The organism is Limnohabitans sp. Jir72 (genome assembly GCF_003063575.1).
Classification (GTDB): Bacteria; Pseudomonadota; Gammaproteobacteria; order Burkholderiales; family Burkholderiaceae_C; genus Limnohabitans_A.
Genome location: NZ_NESC01000010.1, coordinates 1 through 20,304, shown reverse-complemented (window position 1 = coordinate 20,304; position 20,304 = coordinate 1). Strand labels below are relative to the sequence as shown.

The following is a 20,304-nucleotide window of genomic DNA, read 5'->3' as shown; positions in this document are numbered from 1 at the left end:
TATCAGCCCTGCGCCGTCTTGAGCGCCAGCACCAGATCGGCCCAGGCCTTGGCCTTGTCGGCAGGGTTGCGCAGCAAATAAGCGGGGTGGTAGGTCACCACCACCGGCACGCCTTGGTAGGTGTGGACCTGACCGCGCAGCTTGCCGATGGGCTCGGTCGTTTGCAGCACCGATTGCACGGCAAAGCGGCCCATGAGCAAGATGATCTTGGGCTGCACCAAAGCCACCTGCCGCGCCAGATAGGGCGCACAGGTGGCCAGCTCTTGCGGCGTGGGGTTGTGGTTGCCCGGTGGTCGGCACTTGATGGCGTTGGCGATGTAGACACCGCTTTCGCCTTCGCTCTCGCCCTTCGCCTGGCGGCTCAGGCCCACGGCCTTGAGCATGTTGTCGAGCAATTGGCCGGACTGGCCCACAAAAGGTTCACCCGCTTGCTCTTCTTCCTCGCCTGGCGCTTCGCCAATGACCATCCATGGGGCCTGTGGGTCGCCCACGCCAAAGACAGATTTTTTGCGCTGAGCACACAAGTCACAAGCTTGGCAAGCCGCCGCGGTTTCTTGCAGCGCGGTCCAGTCCATGCGGTCCACGCCTTCGGCCAGCGGCCGGGTGGGCAGCAGCGGCACCGGCACAACCGCAGGACGTGCTGGCGCAGGTCGAACGGGTGCAGCTTGCGGGGGGCGTGGCGCCACTGACGGGGCGGCGGTGGGTGCTGTGGAAGCTGTCGCGGTCGGCGCCGCCGTTGTGGCCGACAGATGTGCCACCGTAGACACCACGGCAGAGGCCGCTTCGGGCGCTGACGCAGCGGGCATGGCTTGGGCCGCAGGCTCGGCCGGGGTGGATGGCCACCACACGCGCACGCCCATCTCGGCCAGCATGGCGCGTTGGCGGTCGTCCAAGTCAAATCGGGTGGGGTCGCTCATCAATACGTCCGGTTCACAGCTTCAAACTCATCACCACCGCGTGTTCACGCTGCTGGCGGTCTGCAGGATAGTAATCCTTGCGCAGGCCCACACGGACAAAACCGTAGCGCGTGTAAACCTGCAAGGCGCGGGCATTGCTCTGGCGCACCTCCAGCCACAGCGTTTGGGCGCCCACGTTGCGCGAGATCAGTGACAAGGCATCCAACATCATGTGGCCCCAGCCTTCGCCCTGGTGCGCTGGCGCCACGGTGATGTTGAGCAGATGCATTTCTTCCACGCCGTGCATGGCCAGAAAATAGCCCAGCAGTTCGTCGCCCAGCCACAGGCATTGGGCATCGAACAGCGGGTTCAATGAATCCCTGAAATTGCCGCGCGACCAAGGGTGGCTGTAGGCCGCTTGCTCGATGGCCATGACCGCATCGAGGTTCTCGGGCGTCATGGTCCGCAAGGTCACGGCATTGCGGATGGCTTCGGTCGGCTGCGCGCGGCCTGAGGGCATGACAGCGCTCATGGGTTTGAAGCCACCTTGGCCGCAGCGGCCTGGGCTTTCATGGCCTCGCGCTCGGCGGTGGTGTTGGCCACTTTGTCGCGGATGTACAAGGGCATGGCCTGATCGGCCGGCACGGCCAGGCCTTGCGCCCAGAGGCTCGGGGCCAAGCGCAACAATGCCGCCGCTGTGGGCAAAGCCTGGCAACGATCGCCTGGCATGACCAGACGGGGGCCATAGGCTTCAAACACATTGCCCGCCAGCAGCTGACTGCCGGGAGCCTGCATTTTTTCGGGCGCACTGACCTGCAAGGCCGACGAGCCTTGCCAAGACTGGCTGGCCAATGACCATTGGTAAGCGGCGCTGTAGACCTCGTTCATGCGGGCGTCCAGCATGGCCAGCACCGACAAATCGGCATCGGCTGCACCACCTTGCACACGCTGCCAACGCGCCTCTTCGGCCACGGCCAACAAAGTGTCGACCGGCAAGACCGGAATGTCGGCACCAAAAGCAAGGCCCTGGGCCACAGCGCATGCGGTGCGCAAACCCGTGAAGGAGCCTGGGCCCCGGCCAAACACAATGGCCGTCAGCGAAGCCAGCGGCATGTCGGCCTCGGCCAACATGGCCAGCACCGCCGGGATCAAACCGCTGGACGACTGCGCGCCACCGGGCAGGGTCTGCACCCAGACCCGCTCGCCCCGGGCCACGGCCAAGGACAAGACATCGGTGCTGGTGTCAAACGCCAGCCAGCGCAACTCGGGCGTGGTCGGGCTCATGCCTTGACTCCAGCAGCGGGCACAGGCTTGGCCTGTCGCACCCCAAACAAAATGCCGCCGGTGACCAGCGCCAGCCCGGCCAGCAAGTTCCAGTGCATGGGTTCACCCAAGAACCACACCGCCCCCAAGGCCGACAAGCCCGGCACCAAGGCGGTGATCATGGTCGATCTCACGGGGCCGAAGTGACGCACCATCTGCGTGAAGGTGATGCCCGAAATCACCACCGAGCCCACACCCTGAAAGGCGGTCTGAAAAAGGATCTCGGACCAAGGCGCTTGCGTCAAATGCGTAGGCAGCACGCCTGTGAAGGTCAACAGCGCATAAGCGGGTACAAAGAACACAAATGCAAAAGCGGTGATGGCCATGGTGGCACGCACCGCGTCCAGCCCATAACGGCGCACCGTGACGCTGTAGGCAGACCAGCAAAAAGCCGCCGTCATGAACAGCACATCGCCCTTCCAGACATCACCGCCATCGAAGGCCCTCAGCAAGCTCACACCGCCGACCAGCAAGTCACCCATCACGATGAAGCCCAAGCCCAGCACGCGGCTGTTCGGGATTTTTTCGCGCAGCACCAGCCAAGCCAACAAAGTGGTCCACAAGGGCAAGCTGCCCGGCATCAGGACTGAGGCGTGCGCTGCAGGGGCAAAAAAGAAACCGCTGTAGGCCAACACAGCGTAGAGCAAGCCGCCAAAAAAGCCGGCACGCACCGTCTGCCCCCAAGGCAGTGGCGACAAGCCGAACAATGAGCCCACCTGCTCGCCGCGCTGGCGGGCCGGTCGCATGAGCCACCAGGCCCAGGGCAAGAGCACCGCACTGGCGCCCAAAATGCGGGCCAGCGCAATGTCCAGCGGCAACAACCCACGCGAGGCCGAGGCCCGCGCAATGACAATGAAACCGGTCCAGATGAGCACCGTGATGACTGCCGAGGCCAAGCCCACGGTTCGTGAAGAAAATCGCATGGCGTCGATCATACGGCCCACTCGAAGGAGGACTGACCGTTAGACTCCTGTCATGAAGAATGAATACCCGGGTTTGCACCCTTTCTTGAGTGGCTGGATGGGCTTTTGCATGGCCATCAGTGCAACGGTCGGCCATGCCGCCGACTTGCCCCGCGCCGCCCTGCAAGCCCTGCGCCAGGCCAACGTGCCGCCCTCGGCCGTCAGTGTGCAAGTCACGCCCCTGAACAGCGCCAGCCCACGACTGGCACACCGGGCGAACGTCGCCAGCAATCCCGCCTCGGTGATGAAACTGATCACCACCTATGCCGGCCTGTCCTTGCTGGGCCCGGACTTCACCTGGCGCAACCGCGTTTATGCCGATGGGCCGATCAAGGACGGCGTGCTGCAAGGCAACCTGATCGTGCGCGGCAGCGGCGACCCCAAGCTGGTGATCGAGCGACTGCAAGACCTGATGGCCCAGCTGAGCGCCTTGGGTCTGCGCGATGTGCAGGGTGACATCGTGCTCGACCGCAGCGTGTTCGAGATCACACCGCGCACCGAAGCGTTTGACGACGAACCGCTGCGCCCCTACAACGTGAGCCCCGATGGCTTGCTGCTCAATTTCAAGGCGCTGATCTACACCTTCACGCCCGATGCCGCCACCGGCCAGGTCAGCGTGCGGGTGGAGCCGCCTTTGGCCGGGTTCGATGCGCCTCGCACTGTGCCCATGGGCAACGGCCCTTGCCAGGACTGGCGCAGCCAGCTGCGGGCCGACTTCTCTCAGGCCCACCAAGTGCGCTTTGCGGGCAGTTACCCGGCCAGTTGTGGCGAGCGGCCTTGGCCTGTGGCTTACGCCTCGCCCGAGGTGTACGGCAGCAAACTGGTCCAGGCGGTGTGGCTGGCCAGCGGCAACCGGCTGGGTGGCCAGGTGCGCTACGGCAAGCTGCCTGCTGCAGCCCGCTTGCTGCTGGAGGCACCCTCGCTGCCGCTGGCCGATGTGATCGCCGACATCAACAAGTTTTCCAACAACGTGATGGCGCAGCAGTTGTTTTTGACCCTGTCCAGCGACATGGGTGCACCCGGGCGCTTTGAGGCCTCTCGCCTGCGAGTCTTGCAGTGGTGGCGCCAGCAGTTTCCGGCGCAAGACGAGCCGGTGCTGGACAACGGCTCGGGCCTGTCGCGCACAGAGCGCAGCAGCGCGCAGGCCCTGACGGCCTTGCTGCAAGCGGCCAGCAGCGGACCTCATGCGGCGGCGTTTCAAAACTCCTTGTCTGTGGCCGGGGTGGACGGCACCAGCGCACGATTGCGCGAGCGCAACCCCAACTCACCCGTGATCGGACAGGCCTGGCTCAAGACCGGCTCTTTGCGCGATGTGGCCTCGGTGGCCGGTTATGTGCAAGGCCAAAGCGGCCAGCGTTACGCGGTGGTGGCCATCATCAACCACCCCAATGCCAACCAAGCACGGCCTGCGTTGGACCAATTGCTGGAATGGGCCGTGCTTGACACGAACAACACCGACAGCCCGCGCACCGTGGCCAAACGCCAGCGACAATAAAGCCATGAACCTGATCGACTGGGTCGGCACCGCAGCCGCCATCCTGACCACCGCCAGCTTTGTGCCGCAAGCCTGGCACACCTTCCGCACACGCGATGTGAGCGGCATCTCGCTGGGCATGTACAGCCTGTTCACCGTGGGCGTGGCGCTGTGGCTGGTCTATGGCGTGCTGATGATGGCCTGGCCCATCATCATCGCCAACACCATCACCACCAGCCTGGCGCTGATGATTTTGGTGATGAAATTGCGCTACCGCTGAAGCGCGCGTCTACTGGTTTACTGGTATTTACCCCATAACCCTACAAAAGGTTTCGTCCTAGCATGGAAAAAGAACGGTCGTTCTTTTCACAACAACAGGAGACGAGGCATGCGAAATGTGGCGAGATTCGGATGGAGCGCGGGGCTGGCGGCGCTCGTGGCTTTGGGGCTGGCGGGTTGTGGCGGCAATAACAGTCTGCCCTCCAAAACGGCAATCAGCAAGGTTTATGTCATGGGTGACAGCTTGGCCGATGTGGGAACGTTCGGCATCAAGTTCACAGTTCAAGACTCATCAAACGCTAAAGGCTTCCCCATTTGGCCTCAGATCGTTGCCAGTAATTTTGGACTTGACGCGCTGTCGCAATGCAACGCATACGTTGGGCAACTCACGTATGACTTGTCTGGCAATTGGACAAACGAGAGTTACGCAGACAACACCCAACCTGGGTGTACCAATTACGCCATTGGTGCTGGTCGAATCATAGTGCCAGCCGACATCAAAAATGCTAGCGCCAACTCTGCGAATCCCCGAAACATCGTTAACCAACTCATCAAACGTGCGAATGGCGGCAATTACGTCTCCACTGACCTTGTTTTAATTGACGGAGGAGGAAACGACGCTGCCGATCTAGTTGGCGCATATCTTGGTTTGGCTCAAGGACCCTCCGGCATAACGGCGTATCAAACCCTCCTGTTACAACAACTCGATCTCTCAACCTTGGGTACTCTGCTTTCGATTCCCAATACTGGTCCGGCGCAAGCTGCTGGTGCTTATATGCTCAAGCTGGCTGACACGTTCTATGACCAGATCAAGTCACAGGTTCTGGACAAGGGCGCAACACATGTCGCTGTTCTAAACATGCCAGACATCACGCTGACCCCACGGTTTCAAATGGTCCTCGCTGGCGTTACTGCGCAATCGGATGCAGCAACCGCTCAAGCATTGCAAGGTGCAATTCGGCAATGGATAAGCGCTTTTAATACAAGACTTAAAGCCAATATCGGAACTGATGCACGTGTGGCCTTGGTCGACTTTTATACAGATTTCGGGGACGAAGTTACCAACCCCACAAATTACGCTTTGAGCAACACAGCCGATGCTTCTTGCCCAATAACTGGCGTTGGAAGCGATCAATTGCCCACTTACACTTTTCCAACTTGCACTTCATCCGCATTAGATGGCACCACGGGCAAGACACCTGGTTGGTGGAAAAAATACGCATTTTCGGACGGATTCCACCCCACCCCTTACGGCCACAGCTTGCTGGCCGCCTCGGTGTCCCGCGCTCTGGCCCGCGCTGGCTGGCTCTGAAATTCAAGGAGACTCCACATGAAAAAAATTCTTTTGACTCTGGCCGCTTTGGGCAGTCTGTCAGCTGTACAAGCTCAACAAGCAGGCTCATGGCTGATTCAAGGCGGTATGACGCGCATTGCCCCCAGCGTCAGCAGCGGCACGCTCAGCGCCCCATCCCCTTCAGGCACCACAGTCGATGTGGGTGCGGACAACCAAGTCACGGCCCAAGTGACCTACATGGTGGATCAAAATTGGGCCGTCGCCGTCCCCCTGGGACTGGGCTTCAAACACAAACTCTACGGCACAGGTGCCATTGCAGGCGTTGGACAGATCGGCACAGTCACCGCATTGCCCATCAGTGTTTTTGCCCAATACCGATTTGGCGAGTCCAATGCCAAATTCAGACCTTATGCCATGTTGGGCCTGAGCTACGCTTATTTTCACGATGCCCAAGGCAGCGCCACACTCAACAGCTTGAACCCCTTGAACCCCGTGGGTGGCAGCACAGGTTTAAAGGTTGACTCCAAATTCGCCTTGAGTCCAGGCTTAGGCATGGCCTACCAAGTGGATGACCGTTGGTTTGTGGACTTTTCTTATACCAAGTCCTTGTTGAAAACCACGACCACCTTGTCGACGGGTCAAAGCATCAACACCACCCTCAACCCCGCGATCATCACCTTGGGTGTTGGCATGCGTTATTGATCGCACCAGCGACGATGCTTGAAACGCCCGCTACTGCGGGCGTTTTGCTTTTCACCCTCAGGCGGCCGCCCTTTGCAGGCGGTCGCGCACACCTTCCCACTCGGGAGCACCTGGCGGCAGCTGCACCCAGATTTGCGAAACACCCCGCGCATCCAGATCGCGCAGCACGCTGAACAAATCATGCGCGGCTTGCTCGGCACTCTGCGCTTGGGCTCGCCACAGCACACCGGCACCCGCGTCGGGCCGCAGCGCTGACCACACACCCAAGTTGTTGGCGTGCGGGCCCAAGGCTTGCAGCTTGGCATCGATGTCTTGCCCAGACATCAAGCGCACTTTGGCGCGTGGCGCGTAGTGCGATTCAAGCGTGCCTGATGCGCGTGGCGCGGCTTGGCCCATCACCTCCTGTGGCGCGTCCTTGTCCAGCACAGTGCGGCCGCAAGCCGCTTCAATTTGCACACGGGTGATGTGTCCGGGCCGCAGCAGCACTGGCGCACCGCGTGTGCAGTCGATGATGGTGGACTCGATGCCCACTGCGCATTCGCCACCATCCAGAATCAACAAGTCTTGGCCCAGCTCAGACTGCACATGCGCTGCGGTGGTGGGGCTCACGCGGCCAAAGCGGTTGGCGCTGGGCGCTGACACGCCGTGCACACCCAAGGCCGCACACGCATGGAGGAGTTGCTGGGCCACGGGGTGCGAGGGGCAGCGCAACCCGATCGAGTCTTGCCCACCGGCCGAGGCTGTGGCCACGCCGCTTTGGCGCGGCAAGATCAAGGTCAAAGGGCCGGGCCAAAAGGCGTCGATCAAGGCTTGCGCAAAGTCGGGCGCCTGTGCGGCAAAGATCGGCACCTGCGCGGCGCTGGCCACATGCACGATCAGCGGGTGATCGGGCGGACGGCCTTTGGCCACAAAAATTTGGGCCACCGCCGCGTCGTCGGTGGCGTTGGCCGCCAGGCCATACACCGTCTCGGTGGGCAGGCCCACCAGCTGGCCGTCGCGCAAAGCCTGCGCGGCTTGCGCGATGGCGCGTTCGTCTGCCGTCAAGATCATTTCAGAATGCTTCGAGGCCGAGCAGCGCCGCAGCTTGCAAGGCCGTGGCGCGCACGGCTTCTGGCGTGGTGCCGGTAATGTTCAGGTGGCCCATCTTGCGACCGGGGCGTGCAGACAGCTTGCCGTACAGATGCAAATGCGTGCCAGGCAGGGCCAGCACCTGGTCCCAAGCCGGTGCACCGCCTTCGGGCCACAAATCACCCAGCAGGTTGAGCATGATGGCCGGTGAATGCTGACGCGGCTGCGTGAGCGGCAAACCCGCCAGCGTGCGCACCTGCAGCTCGAACTGCGACTGGTCGCAGGCGTTCATCGTGTAGTGACCGCTGTTGTGTGGGCGCGGTGCCATCTCGTTGACGACCAACTGGCCACCTTCGAGGATGAAAAACTCCACACACAGCACGCCCACGTAATGCAGGCCTTCGGCAATGGCACGGGTGGCAGCCACGGCCTGCGCGGCCAGGTCGGCGGGCACCGCGCCTTCGTACACGCTGGTCACGGCCAGAATGCCTTCGCGGTGCAGATTCGATTGCACCGGGAAATTCACCATCTGCCCATCGGCCCCACGCGCCACGATGACCGAGCATTCGGCTTTCAGAGGCAGCATCTTTTCGAGCACACAGGGCACGTTTTTGAGCTGGTCCCAAGCGGCGCTCAATTCTTCGCGGGTCTTGACGCGGATCTGGCCTTTGCCGTCGTAGCCCATGCGGGCGGTCTTGAGGATGCCGGGTAAAAGGTCTGCCCCCACGCTTGTCACTTCGTGTACTGCGCTGCCCCCCGAGGGGGTGTTTTGTCCATCCAGCACAGCGGCCAATTGCTCGGGCGTGGCGATGACCGCATGGGGTGCCACCGGCACGCCGCAGCGCACAAAGTGGGCTTTTTCAGCGGCGCGGTCTTGCGCAATGGCCACGGCATCGGCACCCGGGGCCACCGGGCGGTGTGCGCCCAGCGTGACCAGCGCGGGCGCGGGCACGTTTTCAAATTCGGTGGTGATGGCGGCGCAGCGCTGCATCAGCTGGGCCAGGCCTTGCTCGTCCAGGTAATCGGTCTGGATGTGGTGGTGGCTCACCAGCCCGGCCGGGCTGGCGGTGTCGGGGTCGAGCACGGCGGTGAAGTAACCCATGGCCTGTGCTGCGTGCACGAACATGCGGCCCAACTGGCCACCGCCCATCACACCCAAGGTGGCGGGCTGGCCATTGACGACCGCGCCAGGCAGCATCACTTTGTGAAGCTTCTTGTTCATGCCGCACCTACCGGGGGCAAGGTCATCGCACGGGCCATGGCGGTCTGCTCAGCGCGAAAGGCTTCGAGCTTTTGGCGCAGAGCCGGGTCGTTGTTGGCCAACATGGCCACGGCAAACAAAGCCGCATTGGCCGCCCCAGCAGCGCCAATGGCAAAGGTGGCCACCGGCACGCCCTTGGGCATTTGCACAATGCTGTGCAACGAGTCCACGCCGGACAAGGCCTTGGTCTGCACCGGCACACCCAGCACCGGCACCACGGTCTTGGCCGCGATCATGCCGGGCAAATGGGCCGCGCCGCCTGCGCCCGCAATGATGGCCTGCAGACCGCGTTCGGCCGCGCTTTGTGCATAGGCAAACATATCGTCAGGCATGCGGTGGGCCGAAACCACACGGGCGTCGTGGGGGATGCCAAACTGTTGGAGAATCTGGACTGCGTGCTGCATGGTGTCCCAGTCGGAGCTGGAACCCATGACGACGCCGATGAGCGCTTGAGTCATTGGGTGCTTTTCGTGATCAATCTCGAATTTTAAGGTTTCGCTCCACCTTGAGCCGAAACACAACCCGGAACACTGCCCACCATGATGGACGTCACGATACAAAACTTTGAAGCCGAGGTGATTGAAGCCTCCATGACCACGCCTGTGCTGGTGGACTTCTGGGCCCCATGGTGCGGCCCCTGCAAATCGCTGGGCCCCATCTTGGAGCGGGTCGAGATCGCCTATGAAGGCCGCTTCAAACTGGTGAAGATCAATTCCGACGAAGAGCAGCAACTGGCCTCGGCCTTTGGCATCAAAAGCATCCCGACTTGCGTTCTGTTGATGAACGGGCAGCCAGTTGATGGCTTCATGGGCGCTTTGCCCGAGGGCCAGGTCAAGCAGTTTTTGGACAAACACCTCCCCGCAGCCGAAGAACTGCAGGCCCAAGCCGCCGCCGAAGAAGCCCCGCCGCAACTTGAAGCAGACGACCCGCACAGCGCCCGCGCCGCATTGGAACAAGCCCTGGCCACAGACCCCGGCAACGACGACGCCCGCTTTGACCTGGTCAAGCTGCTGATCGGCTTGGGCGAGTTGGCCGAAGCCGCCGCCTTGCTGGCCCCAGCCATGGCCCGCATCCCTGTGCCGCTGCGCTTTGAGGCCCAGACGCAATGGATCAATGCGCTGGAATTCGTGACCAACGACCCGCGCGGGCAATGGGAACTTGCCAAGTTTGACGAACTGATTGGTCAGAACAAACGCGACTTTGAAACCCGCTTTGCCAAAAGTCGCCTCTTGATCGCCGTGGGCCAATGGGAAGCGGCCATGGACGAGCTGCTGGAAATCATCATGCGCGACAAGAAGTGGGACAACGAAGCCCCCCGCAAAACCTTTGTCGCCCTGCTGGAGCTGATGACCCCACAAAAACCCAAGACCCAAGATGGCACCGGCAAATCGGCAGGCGGTATTGAGCTGATGGGCAAGTCGGCGGTCGAAGAGGACCCGCTGGTGGCGATGATCGGCAGCTACAGGCGCAAGCTGAGCATGGCGCTGAACTGAGGAAATGCCACGAACATGCCCCAAGCCGTCATGGCGAGGAGCGCAGCGACGTGGCCATCCAGCAGCGGCTTTGCATCAACACAGGCCTGTCTTCAAACACTGGATTGCCACGCTTCGCTCGCCATGACGAAGCAGGGTCTCAACAAAAACGGTGCCGCCTCAGCGCGAAGGCCCTGCTTGCCGCTCGATGGCCATGCGCATTTGGCCCAGAAAACCGAAGGCCATCAGCACCTCACCCACGACAAACATGGGGCCCACCAGCAAGCCCACGATGTCGTCCACAAAGGCGGGTTTGCGGCCTTCCCAGTAGTGGCCGACAAACTGGATGATCCAGCCGACCACAAAGATGGCCAGGCCCAGCTGCCAGGCGGCCAAACCCACTTGCGCGGCCATGGACGCCAGTCCATGCGCCAAGGCGATCAACAAGCCGTTGACCACCACCGTGGCCAAGCCCAGCAGGAAATTGCCACGCGACAGGTACCACAAACTGGTCAGCCCCCAGACCAGCCAGGCGGGTGTCAGCAGCACGTTGCCCACCGCCCATTCGGGCTGGGTCAGCAGGATGCCAATGGCCATGAAGATAAGAGGCACGCCCACCAGATGGGTGGCGATGTTGCGGCGGTCGCGGTGGTAGTGGGCGTACTGAACCATCAGTGCGTTGGCGGGTCGGAAAAAACTCATCGTGTGTCTCTTTCTGTAAGCCATACCGCCCGTGTGCGCCACGGGCATGCCCATTCAAACGGCCGTCGGCCGCATTGTCAAGCCATGAGGCGCTGCAAGGCTTCCTGGTATTTAGCGGCCGTTTTCTCGATCACCTCGCGGGGCAGGCGGGGTGCGGGCGCCGTCTTGTCCCAGAGCTGCCCGTTGACCTGGGCGGTCTCCAGCCAGTCGCGCAAGAACTGCTTGTCGTAGCTGGGCGGGTTGGCGCCTTCCACATAGCTGTCGGCAGGCCAGTAGCGCGACGAATCGGGCGTCAGCACCTCGTCCATCAGCACCAAGGTGCCATCGGTGTCCAGACCAAATTCAAACTTGGTGTCGGCAATGATGATGCCCTTGGTGGCGGCGATGTCGCGGGCCGCCTTGTACAGCGCGATGCTGATGTCGCGGATGCGCCCAGCCAGATCGGCACCGATCATGGCCACGGTTTGTTCAAAGGTGATGTTCTCGTCGTGCTCGCCCACCGCCGCTTTGGCCGCCGGGGTGTAGATGGGCTCGGGCAATTTGCTGGCGTTTTTCAGACCTTCTGGCAAGGGCACGCCGCAGACGGAGCGGGATTCCTGGTATTCCTTCCAGCCGCTGCCCGCCAGATAGCCACGCACCACAGCCTCGACCGGGATGGGCTTCAAACGCTTGACCAGCATGGAGCGGCCTTTGACTTGCGGCACTTCCTCTGCCGACACCACGCTCTCAGGGGCATCGCCGGTCAGGTGGATGGGGCAGATGTTCAGGCCTTTGGGGCCGAGTTTGTCGAACCAAAACAGGGCCATTTGCGTGAGCAACTCGCCTTTGCCGGGGATGGGTTCGCCCATGATGACATCAAAGGCGCTGATGCGGTCCGAAGCCACCATCAAGATGCGGTCGTCGCCCACGGCGTAGTTGTCGCGCACCTTGCCACGCGCGAGCAAAGGCAGGGAAGTCAGGGCCGAGGTGTGGAGCGCAGAGGTCATGGCAAAACAGTCAAAGCAAAAAAGAAAAAGGCCCGTTGAACAGTCAACGGGCCATTCGGGTCGATTATCGCAGGCTCAGTTGACGACCTGCGCCAGTTCGCCCTTGGCATAACGGGCAGCGACCACTTGCAGGGTTTCGCCCTTGATCTTGGGGGCCTGGCCTTCGCAGCCGAACTCCAGGTAACGCTGTTTGCACAGCTGCTTGGCCGCTTCGCGGGCGGGCTTGAGCCATTCGCGGGCATCGAACTTGTCGGGGTTCTCAAACAGGAACTTGCGGCAAGCGGCCGTCATGGCCAGGCGGATGTCGGTGTCGATGTTGATCTTGCGCACGCCGTGCTTGATGGCTTCCTGGATTTCCTCGACGGGCACGCCGTAGGTTTCCTTCATCTGGCCGCCGTACTGGTTGATCAGCGCCAGCAACTCTTGCGGCACGCTGGACGAGCCGTGCATCACCAAGTGGGTGTTGGGGATGCGGGCGTGGATTTCCTTGACACGGTAAATCGCCAAAATGTCGCCCGTGGGCTTGCGGCTGAACTTGTAGGCACCGTGGCTGGTGCCGATCGCAATGGCCAGCGCATCCAGGCCGGTGGACTTGACGAATTGGGCTGCTTCTTCGGGGTCGGTCAGCATCTGGCTGTGGTCCAGCTTGCCTTCGGCGCCAATGCCGTCTTCTTCACCGGCTTCGCCGGTTTCGAGGTTGCCCAGGCAACCGAGTTCGCCTTCGACCGACACACCCATCTTGTGGGCCATGTCCACCACGCGGCGGGTCACGTCCACGTTGTAGTCAAAGCTGGCAGGGGTCTTGCCGTCTTCCATCAGGGAGCCGTCCATCATCACCGACGAGAAACCCAGGTCGATCGCGCCTTGGCAAATCGCGGGGCTTTGGCCGTGGTCTTGGTGCATGACCAAGGGAATGTGGGGCCACTGCTCAGTAGCCGCCTGGATCAAATGCTTGATGAAGGGCTCACCGGCGTATTTGCGGGCACCGGCGCTGGCTTGCAGGATGACGGGGGCACCGACTTCGTCGGCGGCGGTCATGACGGCCTGGACTTGCTCGAGGTTGTTGACGTTGAAAGCTGGAATGCCGTAGCCGTTGACGGCCGCATGGTCCAGCAGCTCGCGCATTGAAACGAGTGCCATGGTGGTGATTTCCCAGAGAGTTTAAAAATCGGGCAAAGCCGAGCATGTACCCGGCCTGTAACTGGGCTGAATTTTATAGGTTCTGGTCTGACAGTGGACTGAATACCCCAGACTGCCTGGCTGCGGCCTGTGTGGGCCGCAGCAGGATCAGGCTCAACCCACCCGGCAGATCTTGAGCATGTTGGTGCCGCCGGGCGAGCCCATGGGCTCGCCACAGGTGATGGCGTACACATCGCCGGTGCTCACGATGTTGCGTTTTTTGAGGTAGCCCTCGGTTTGCATCAAGGCGGTATCACGGTCAGCACTGGTGTCCATCAGCAGGGGCCGCACGTTGCGAAACAAGGCCATCTTCCGCTGCGAGGACAGTTTGGTGGTGACCGCATAGATCGGCATCTGCACCCGGCGGCGGCTCATCCACAAAGCGGTGGAGCCCGACTCGGTCAGCGCCACGATGGCTTTGGCACCCAAGTGGCTGGCGGTGAACAGAGCGCCCATGGCGATCGACTGGTCGATGCGGCTGAAGGTCTGGCCCCGGAAGTCGGCATCGATTTCCACGTCTTCGGCGCCCTCGGCGGCCAGGCAGATTTTGGCCATTTCTTCAACGGTTTCCAGAGGGTATTTGCCAGCGGCAGTCTCGGCGCTCAGCATCACGGCGTCGGTGCCATCCAGCACGGCGTTGGCCACGTCCGACACCTCGGCGCGGGTAGGCACCGGGTTGGTGATCATGCTTTCCATCATCTGTGTGGCGGTGATGACCACTTTGTCGTGCACCTTGGCCAGTTTGATCATGCGTTTTTGCAAGGCGGGCACAGCGGCGTTGCCCACCTCCACGGCCAAATCACCACGGGCGACCATGATGCCGTCGCTGGCCAACAAGATGGCTTCCAGGTGAGGGATGGCCTCGGCGCGCTCGATCTTGGCGATCAAACCGGGCTTGTGGCCGTATTCGGCACCGGCCACATTGCACAACTGGCGAGCCATTTCCATGTCGGTCGCGTTTTTGGGGAAGCTCACCGCCACATAATCAGCCAGCAGGCTCATGGCGGTTTTGATGTCGTCCATGTCCTTGGCGGTCAGGGCGGGCGCGGTCAAGCCACCGCCTTGTTTGTTGATGCCCTTGTTGTTGGACAGCTCGCCGCCCAACTTGACGGTGGTGTGCACTTGCTCTCCTTTGACCGCCACCACGTTCAGCACGATCAGGCCATCGTTGAGCAAAAGTACATCTCCGGCTTTCACATCGCGGGGCAATTCTTTGTAGTCGAGGCCCACGCCATGGATGTCGCCCGGTTCGGCGCGCGAAGCGTCCAGCACAAAGGCAGCACCTGGCTCGAGCATGACTTTGCCTTCGGCAAATTTGCCCACGCGGATCTTGGGGCCCTGCAGATCGGCCATGATGGCCACTTCGCGGCCAGCGCGTTGCGAGGCTTCGCGCACCAGGCGGGCACGGTCCACGTGGTCTTGGGCCTTGCCATGGCTGAAATTCAGACGCACCACATTCACGCCGGCGCGGATCATGGCTTCAAGCAGGGCGGGATCGCTGGAAGCAGGGCCTAAGGTGGCAACGATTTTGGTGGCGCGACGCGACATGCAGGGGTCTCCTTGTAACTTGGTTTCAATTTTCACATGGAATCGGTTACATACCCGGTTCTTTCGGTGGTCTATGGCTTGTTCAAGATGCGTGGCGCTGCCTGAAAATACCCCAAAGCACTCAAATTGATGCCTCTGAGCCTCTGCCCTTTGATCCTTGTCACACGCAGGAAAACCCCTAGCGACTAAACTCGGGGCAAGCGAATTACCTTGATAGAGCGTCATGACCGCAACACAAACACCCAATCCCAGCCAACCGATCCCATTGGATCAGCCTCTGCCACACCGCAAAATCATTCGCGAGTGGCTCATCCCACTGTCCGAGCGCACAACATGGCGGGCCTTTGTCTTGCTGATCGTGGACTACGCTCTGTTCGTTGCCCTGATCGTTGGCACCATCGCCTTTGACGCCGTTTGGGCCAAGCTGCTGAGCGGCTTGGCGGCCGGTTTCGTGATCGGTCGCCTGTTCATCATCGGCCACGACGCCTGCCACCAGAGCCTGACGCCCCACCGCGAACTCAACAAGGTGCTGGGTCGCATCGCCTTTTTGCCCTCGCTCACGCCCTACAGCCTGTGGGACACGGGCCACAACGTGGTGCACCACGGTTACACCAACCTCAAGGGCGTGGATTTCGTCTGGACGCCCCTGACGGCCACCGAGTTTGAAGCACTGAACCCCATGCAAAAGCTGCTGGAGCGTGCCTACCGCAGCGGCTGGGCTCCAGGCCTTTACTACATGATCGAGATCTGGTGGAAGCGCGAGTTCTTCCCCAACAAAACCCACATGCCTACACGCCGCCCAATCTTCGTCAAAGACAGCTCACTGGTGTCCGTGTTTGGTGTGCTCTGGATCGCCGCCATTGCTGGTGCCGCTGTGGCCACGGGCCAATCGGTCTGGTTGTCCTTGCTGTTGGGTGTTGCTGTGCCCTTTTTCTTTTGGAACAGCATGATCGGCTTTGTGGTCTATGTGCACCACACCCACGTCAAAGTGTCATGGCATGACAACAAGGCCGCTTGGACCAAGGCTGCGCCCTTCGTGTCGACCACGGTGCACCTGACCTTCCCCTTCAACATTGGCGCGCTGATGCACCACATCATGGAGCACACCGCCCACCACGTGGACATGAGTGTGCCCCTGTACCGCCTGAAAAAGGCCCAAGCCAAGCTCGAAGAGATGCTGCCTGGCCGCATCATCGTGCAGCCATTTTCGTGGAAGTGGTACTTCGAGACCGCCAAAAACTGCAAGATGTACGACTTCACACGCGAGTGCTGGACCGACTTCAAAGGCAACATGACCAGCCCGGTGCGTGGCAACCTGCCTACGGTGGTTACCGTCTGATCAGGCGGCTTTAGCCCTGAAAGACCCCACCCAATACTTCAGGACAAACGCGTCACACCCGGCAGTGGGCAGGCGTACACCGCATTGCGCAAAGCGGCAATCGCTTCATAGCGCGTGAAGCTGCGCCGCCAGGCCAGCACCACGCGGCGCGTGGGCGGCAAGCCACCGTAGGGGTCAACGATGGGCAAATACCGCACATGCGCATCGCCGTTGACCGACTTCTTATCGGGCTCAGAAAAGGCTTCTTCGGGCACCGACAAACGCGGCACCAAAGTCACGCCCATGCCGGCGGCCACCATGTGTTTGATGGTCTCCAGCGAGGAGCCCTCAAAGCTCTTGCGGATGCCTTCGGTGCGGCTTGAGAAACGCGCAAATTCTGGACATACCTCGAGCACATGGTCGCGAAAGCAATGCCCGTTGCCCAGCAACAGCATCGTTTCTTCCTTCAGCTGGTCGGTGGTCAGCGACGCGGCCCCAGCCAATGCGTGCTTGCGCGGCAAAGCCGCCACAAAGGGCTCGTCATACAGCGGCGCCATTGCCAAGCCAGTGTCCGGAAAAGGCTCGGCCAGGATCGCGCAATCGATCTCGCCGGTGCGCAGCATCTCCAGCAAACGCACAGTGAAATTCTCCTGCAGCATGAGCGGCATCTGCGGTGTGCGGGTGATGATCTGACGGACCAGATCGGGCAACAAATATGGCCCGATCGTGTAGATGACACCCAGGCGCAAAGGCCCCGACAGCGGGTCTTTGCCGCGCTTGGCGATTTCCTTGATCTCGGCAGCCTGCTCCAGCACGCTTTGGGCTTGGCGCACGACCTCATCGCCCAATGCGGTGACCGACACCTCGCTCGCACTGCGCTCGAAGATCTTCATGTCCAGCTCTTCTTCGAGCTTCTTGATGGCCAGCGACAAAGTAGGCTGCGACACATGGCAAGCCTCTGCGGCCTTGCCAAAGTGTTTTTCACGGGCCACGGCCACGATGTATTTGAGTTCGGTCAGGGTCATGGCCGTATTGGAACATCAAGCTTTGAGGTACTCGGATTTCCCGCCCAACCAGCGGCCAATGTGGCGCTCGGCCAATTCGGGATGCTGGTCCAGCATCTGCGGGGCCAGAGCGCGGGCCCATTCCAGCAAGGGCGTGTCGGTTTCCAAGTCGGCAAAGCGCAGCAAAGGCGCACCCGACTGGCGTGCGCCTAGAAATTCACCCGGCCCTCGGATCTCCAGATCACGCCGGGCGATCTCGAAACCGTCGTTGGTCTCGACCATGGCGCGCAAGCGTTCGCGCGCGGTCTCGCTCAAGCGTCCGCCTTCGGGCGTGCCGTACAGCAGCACACAGGCCGATGCCGCCGCGCCGCGCCCCACCCGGCCACGCAACTGGTGCAGCTGAGAGAGGCCAAAGCGCTCGGCGTGTTCGATCACCATCAGCGAGGCGTTGGGCACATCCACACCGACCTCGATCACCGTGGTGCTGACCAGCACGCCCATCACCCCGGCGGTGAAGAGCTCCATCACGGCTTTCTTTTCGACCACCGGCATGCGCGAATGCAGCAAGCCCACCATCACGCCCGGCAAGGCTTCGCTCAAATCGGCGTGGGTTTGGGTGGCGTTGGTCAGGTCCAGCGCTTCGCTTTCTTCGATCAGCGGGCACACCCAATACACCTGCCGCCCTTCTTGCAACTGCGCCCCAATGCGAGAAACCACTTCGTCACGGCGGTGATCCGAGATGACGCGGGTCACGATGGGCGTGCGCCCTGGCGGCAGCTCGTCGATGACCGACACATCCAAGTCGGCGTAATAGCTCATGGCCAAAGTGCGCGGGATCGGGGTGGCGGTCATCATCAACATGTGCGGCTCCATGCCGTCGGCCTGCATCTTGCCGCGCAAGGCCAGGCGCTGCGCCACACCAAAGCGGTGCTGCTCGTCGATCACGGCCAGCGCCAGGTTCTTGAATTTGACGTGGTCCTGAATGACGGCATGCGTGCCCACCACCAACGCGGCTTCGCCCGACTCGATCAGCGCCAGCATGGCGGCGCGTTCTTTCTTCTTCTGGCTGCCGATCAACCAAGCGACCTTCACGCCCAAAGGCTCCAGCCAGCCCACCAGCTTGGCAAAGTGCTGGGTGGCCAGGATTTCGGTGGGGGCCATCAGGGCGCATTGCCAGCCCGCATCCACAGCCACCATGGCGGCCAGCGCCGCGACCACGGTCTTGCCTGCGCCCACATCACCTTGCAGCAGACGGTGCATCGGCACGTTGCGGGCCAAGTCTTTGGCGATCTCCTGCCCCACACGCTGCTGGGCATTCGTCAGGCCAAACGGCAAGGCGGCCAGCAGCTGACCATACAGCCCCTTGGAGTTAAGCTTCAAAGCGGGCGCACGCAACAAATCGCGCTCACGCTTGGCGGTCAGTTGTGACAGCTGCTGCGCCAGTAACTCCTCGCACTTGAGGCGAATCCAGGCCGGGTGGCTGCGGTCTTCGAGCGCAGCCAGCGACACATCGGGCGTGGGGTGGTGCAAAAACTGCAGCGCATCGCGCAGCGACCAAGCGCCTCGCTTGTCGGGCCAGGCCATGCCTCGGGGCAAAGTCTCGCTCAAGTCCGCATGGTTCAAGCCGGTAATGACGGCACGGCGCAAATAGGCTTGGGCCAGCCCGGCCATCGTGGGATACACCGGTGTCAAAGCCTCCGCCAAGTTTCCGCCTGCCGCCTTGAACGTGGGGTGCATCATGGTCAAGCCCATGAAGCCGCCACGCACCTCGCCCCGCGCACGGATGCGGTTGCCCACCGCCAAGGCCTTCTGGTGCGAAGGGTAGAAACTGAAAAAGCGCATCACACAGGTGTCAGAGCCATCGTCCACCGTGACCAGCAATTGGCGGCGCGGCCGCATCGTGATCTCGCAGGCCGTCACGGTGGCCTCGATCTGCGCGGTATCGCCTTCGCGCACATCCCGCAATTTGACAATGCGGGTTTCATCCTCGTAGCGCAGCGGCAGGTGCAAAGCCAGGTCAATGTCGCGCACCAAGCCCAGCTTGATCAGCGCCTTTTGCGGCGCAGACAGCGTTTTGGCGGGCGGGGTGGCGGGCTTGGCAGGCATGTCACCGATTGTGCCTTTGGATGGCTCCAAAAAACAAAGCCGCCCGAATGAACTGCACCCCAAAAGTTGGACACCAATCCAACCTTTGGGGTGTTTTTCATGACGAAGTACGACGAGAAATTTAAAAAATCTGTTGTTCAAGATTACTTAGCCGGTGGGGGTGGCTACACAAAGCTTTCTGCCAAGTACGGAGTCAATGATGGACAGATACGGCATTGGGTGGGCGCCTTTCTTCAAAACGGCGATAGTGGGCTAACCAAGAAGTCCAGTCATTACAGCGCTGAATTTAAGCTGCGTGTCCTAGAGCACATGTGGCGCGAAGAGCTTTCGTTTAACCAGACCATTCACTTGTTTGATCTGCGCGGGGGCACTGGAGTTGTCTCGGATTGGGAGCGCAAGTACCATGAGGGCGGTATCACAGCATTAGCTCCCAAGCCCCGAGGGCGCCCAAAACCGATGAAACCTCCCGAACCCACTACGCCCTCTAGCGAGCAGCCCGTGCAGGACAAAACGTTGCAAGAGCTGCAACGCGAAAATGAGTACTTGCGAGCGGAGGTGGCTTATCTAAAAAAGTTGGATGCCTTAGTTCGAGCCAAGCAGCAGGCTGCGCAGACAAAGCGAAAGCCCTGATCGAACTAAGGCAGCATCACCCCTTGGCCACTTTGCTCCAGGTGGCCGAGCTGCCTCGCAGCACGTTTTACTACCAAGTCAAGGCGCTGCAAAGGGATGA

At 61.4% G+C, this 20,304-nt stretch carries 20 protein-coding genes; 7 read left to right on the top strand and 13 right to left on the bottom strand.

The window, feature by feature from the left end; translation table 11 throughout:
* Positions 1-2 precede the first annotated feature (2 nt).
* From B9Z52_RS13980 to B9Z52_RS13965, 4 genes are read right to left on the bottom strand one after another with little or no spacing between them, the layout of a single operon-like run.
* Entirely contained in the window at positions 3-917 is a 915-nt protein-coding gene (locus B9Z52_RS13980; RefSeq protein WP_108414471.1) for a uracil-DNA glycosylase, read from the bottom strand.
* Positions 918-930: 13 nt separating this feature from the next.
* Positions 931-1,416 (bottom strand): ribosomal protein S18-alanine N-acetyltransferase, encoded by a 486-nt coding sequence (gene rimI / locus B9Z52_RS13975; RefSeq protein WP_233251968.1) that lies wholly within the window; start codon positions 1,414-1,416, stop codon positions 931-933.
* An 8-nt stretch (positions 1,417-1,424) separates the two neighbouring features.
* Positions 1,425-2,180 carry a tRNA (adenosine(37)-N6)-threonylcarbamoyltransferase complex dimerization subunit type 1 TsaB gene (tsaB, locus tag B9Z52_RS13970; RefSeq protein ID WP_233251967.1) on the bottom strand — a complete coding sequence of 252 codons (756 nt, stop codon included), beginning with the start codon at positions 2,178-2,180 and terminating at the stop codon, positions 1,425-1,427.
* Positions 2,177-3,142 carry a DMT family transporter gene (locus B9Z52_RS13965; protein ID WP_108414559.1) on the bottom strand — a complete coding sequence of 322 codons (966 nt, stop codon included), beginning with the start codon at positions 3,140-3,142 and terminating at the stop codon, positions 2,177-2,179. Before B9Z52_RS13965 ends, tsaB begins: the two co-directional genes overlap by 4 nt.
* A 52-nt stretch (positions 3,143-3,194) precedes the next feature.
* Between B9Z52_RS13965 and dacB the strand changes: the two genes are divergently transcribed.
* From dacB to B9Z52_RS13945, 4 genes are all read left to right on the top strand, one after another.
* Positions 3,195-4,676, top strand: a complete 1,482-nt coding sequence (gene dacB, locus B9Z52_RS13960) for a D-alanyl-D-alanine carboxypeptidase/D-alanyl-D-alanine-endopeptidase (RefSeq protein WP_233251966.1) — start codon at positions 3,195-3,197, stop codon at positions 4,674-4,676.
* A 4-nt stretch (positions 4,677-4,680) separates the two neighbouring features.
* Positions 4,681-4,935 carry a SemiSWEET family sugar transporter gene (locus B9Z52_RS13955; protein ID WP_108414469.1) on the top strand — a complete coding sequence of 85 codons (255 nt, stop codon included), beginning with the start codon at positions 4,681-4,683 and terminating at the stop codon, positions 4,933-4,935.
* A gap of 108 nt (positions 4,936-5,043) precedes the next feature.
* Entirely contained in the window at positions 5,044-6,246 is a 1,203-nt protein-coding gene (locus tag B9Z52_RS13950) for an SGNH/GDSL hydrolase family protein (RefSeq protein WP_108414468.1), read from the top strand.
* Between the two features lie 18 nt (positions 6,247-6,264).
* Positions 6,265-6,930 (top strand): OmpW family protein, encoded by a 666-nt coding sequence (locus B9Z52_RS13945; RefSeq protein ID WP_108414467.1) that lies wholly within the window; start codon positions 6,265-6,267, stop codon positions 6,928-6,930.
* Between the two features lie 57 nt (positions 6,931-6,987).
* Here the strand turns inward: B9Z52_RS13945 and B9Z52_RS13940 are convergent, their stop codons facing one another.
* From B9Z52_RS13940 to purE, 3 genes are read right to left on the bottom strand one after another with little or no spacing between them, the layout of a single operon-like run.
* Positions 6,988-7,980 carry an L-threonylcarbamoyladenylate synthase gene (locus B9Z52_RS13940; protein WP_108414466.1) on the bottom strand — a complete coding sequence of 331 codons (993 nt, stop codon included), beginning with the start codon at positions 7,978-7,980 and terminating at the stop codon, positions 6,988-6,990.
* A 1-nt stretch (position 7,981) separates the two neighbouring features.
* Complete coding sequence (locus B9Z52_RS13935) at positions 7,982-9,220, bottom strand: 5-(carboxyamino)imidazole ribonucleotide synthase (protein WP_108414465.1); 1,239 nt, start codon at positions 9,218-9,220, stop codon at positions 7,982-7,984.
* Positions 9,217-9,717: a 5-(carboxyamino)imidazole ribonucleotide mutase gene (purE, locus tag B9Z52_RS13930; protein ID WP_108414464.1), complete on the bottom strand. Its 501-nt coding sequence runs from the start codon at positions 9,715-9,717 to the stop codon at positions 9,217-9,219. The genes B9Z52_RS13935 and purE overlap by 4 nt, the downstream gene beginning before the upstream one ends.
* Positions 9,718-9,798: 81 nt before the next feature.
* Between purE and trxA the strand changes: the two genes are divergently transcribed.
* Positions 9,799-10,752, top strand: a complete 954-nt coding sequence (trxA, locus tag B9Z52_RS13925) for a thioredoxin (protein ID WP_108414463.1) — start codon at positions 9,799-9,801, stop codon at positions 10,750-10,752.
* A 159-nt stretch (positions 10,753-10,911) separates the two neighbouring features.
* On the opposite strand, the gene B9Z52_RS13920 is transcribed toward trxA, so the two are convergent.
* From B9Z52_RS13920 to pyk, 4 genes are all read right to left on the bottom strand, one after another.
* Entirely contained in the window at positions 10,912-11,433 is a 522-nt protein-coding gene (locus tag B9Z52_RS13920) for a DUF962 domain-containing protein (RefSeq protein WP_108414556.1), read from the bottom strand.
* A 77-nt stretch (positions 11,434-11,510) separates the two neighbouring features.
* Complete coding sequence (locus B9Z52_RS13915; protein ID WP_108414462.1) at positions 11,511-12,419, bottom strand: phosphoribosylaminoimidazolesuccinocarboxamide synthase; 909 nt, start codon at positions 12,417-12,419, stop codon at positions 11,511-11,513.
* Between the two features lie 75 nt (positions 12,420-12,494).
* A complete protein-coding gene (gene fba, locus B9Z52_RS13910) occupies positions 12,495-13,559 on the bottom strand; it encodes a class II fructose-bisphosphate aldolase (protein WP_108414461.1) in 1,065 nt (354 codons plus the stop codon).
* A 153-nt stretch (positions 13,560-13,712) separates the two neighbouring features.
* Positions 13,713-15,146 (bottom strand): pyruvate kinase, encoded by a 1,434-nt coding sequence (gene pyk, locus B9Z52_RS13905; RefSeq protein WP_108414460.1) that lies wholly within the window; start codon positions 15,144-15,146, stop codon positions 13,713-13,715.
* Positions 15,147-15,369: 223 nt separating this feature from the next.
* On the opposite strand from pyk, the gene B9Z52_RS13900 reads away from it, so the two are divergent.
* The gene (locus tag B9Z52_RS13900) at positions 15,370-16,485 is read left to right on the top strand and encodes a fatty acid desaturase (RefSeq protein WP_108414459.1); all 1,116 of its coding nucleotides are present in this window, start codon (positions 15,370-15,372) and stop codon (positions 16,483-16,485) included.
* A gap of 38 nt (positions 16,486-16,523) precedes the next feature.
* On the opposite strand, the gene B9Z52_RS13895 is transcribed toward B9Z52_RS13900, so the two are convergent.
* Both B9Z52_RS13895 and recG read right to left on the bottom strand, forming a co-directional pair.
* Positions 16,524-17,489, bottom strand: coding sequence for a LysR substrate-binding domain-containing protein (locus tag B9Z52_RS13895; protein ID WP_108414458.1), 966 nt, complete (start codon positions 17,487-17,489; stop codon positions 16,524-16,526).
* Positions 17,490-17,504: 15 nt separating this feature from the next.
* Entirely contained in the window at positions 17,505-19,574 is a 2,070-nt protein-coding gene (recG, locus tag B9Z52_RS13890; RefSeq protein ID WP_108414457.1) for an ATP-dependent DNA helicase RecG, read from the bottom strand.
* Positions 19,575-19,673: 99 nt separating this feature from the next.
* On the opposite strand from recG, the gene B9Z52_RS13885 reads away from it, so the two are divergent.
* Positions 19,674-20,204: a helix-turn-helix domain-containing protein gene (locus B9Z52_RS13885; RefSeq protein ID WP_108411841.1), complete on the top strand. Its 531-nt coding sequence runs from the start codon at positions 19,674-19,676 to the stop codon at positions 20,202-20,204.
* The last annotated feature ends 100 nt before the right edge of the window (positions 20,205-20,304 follow it).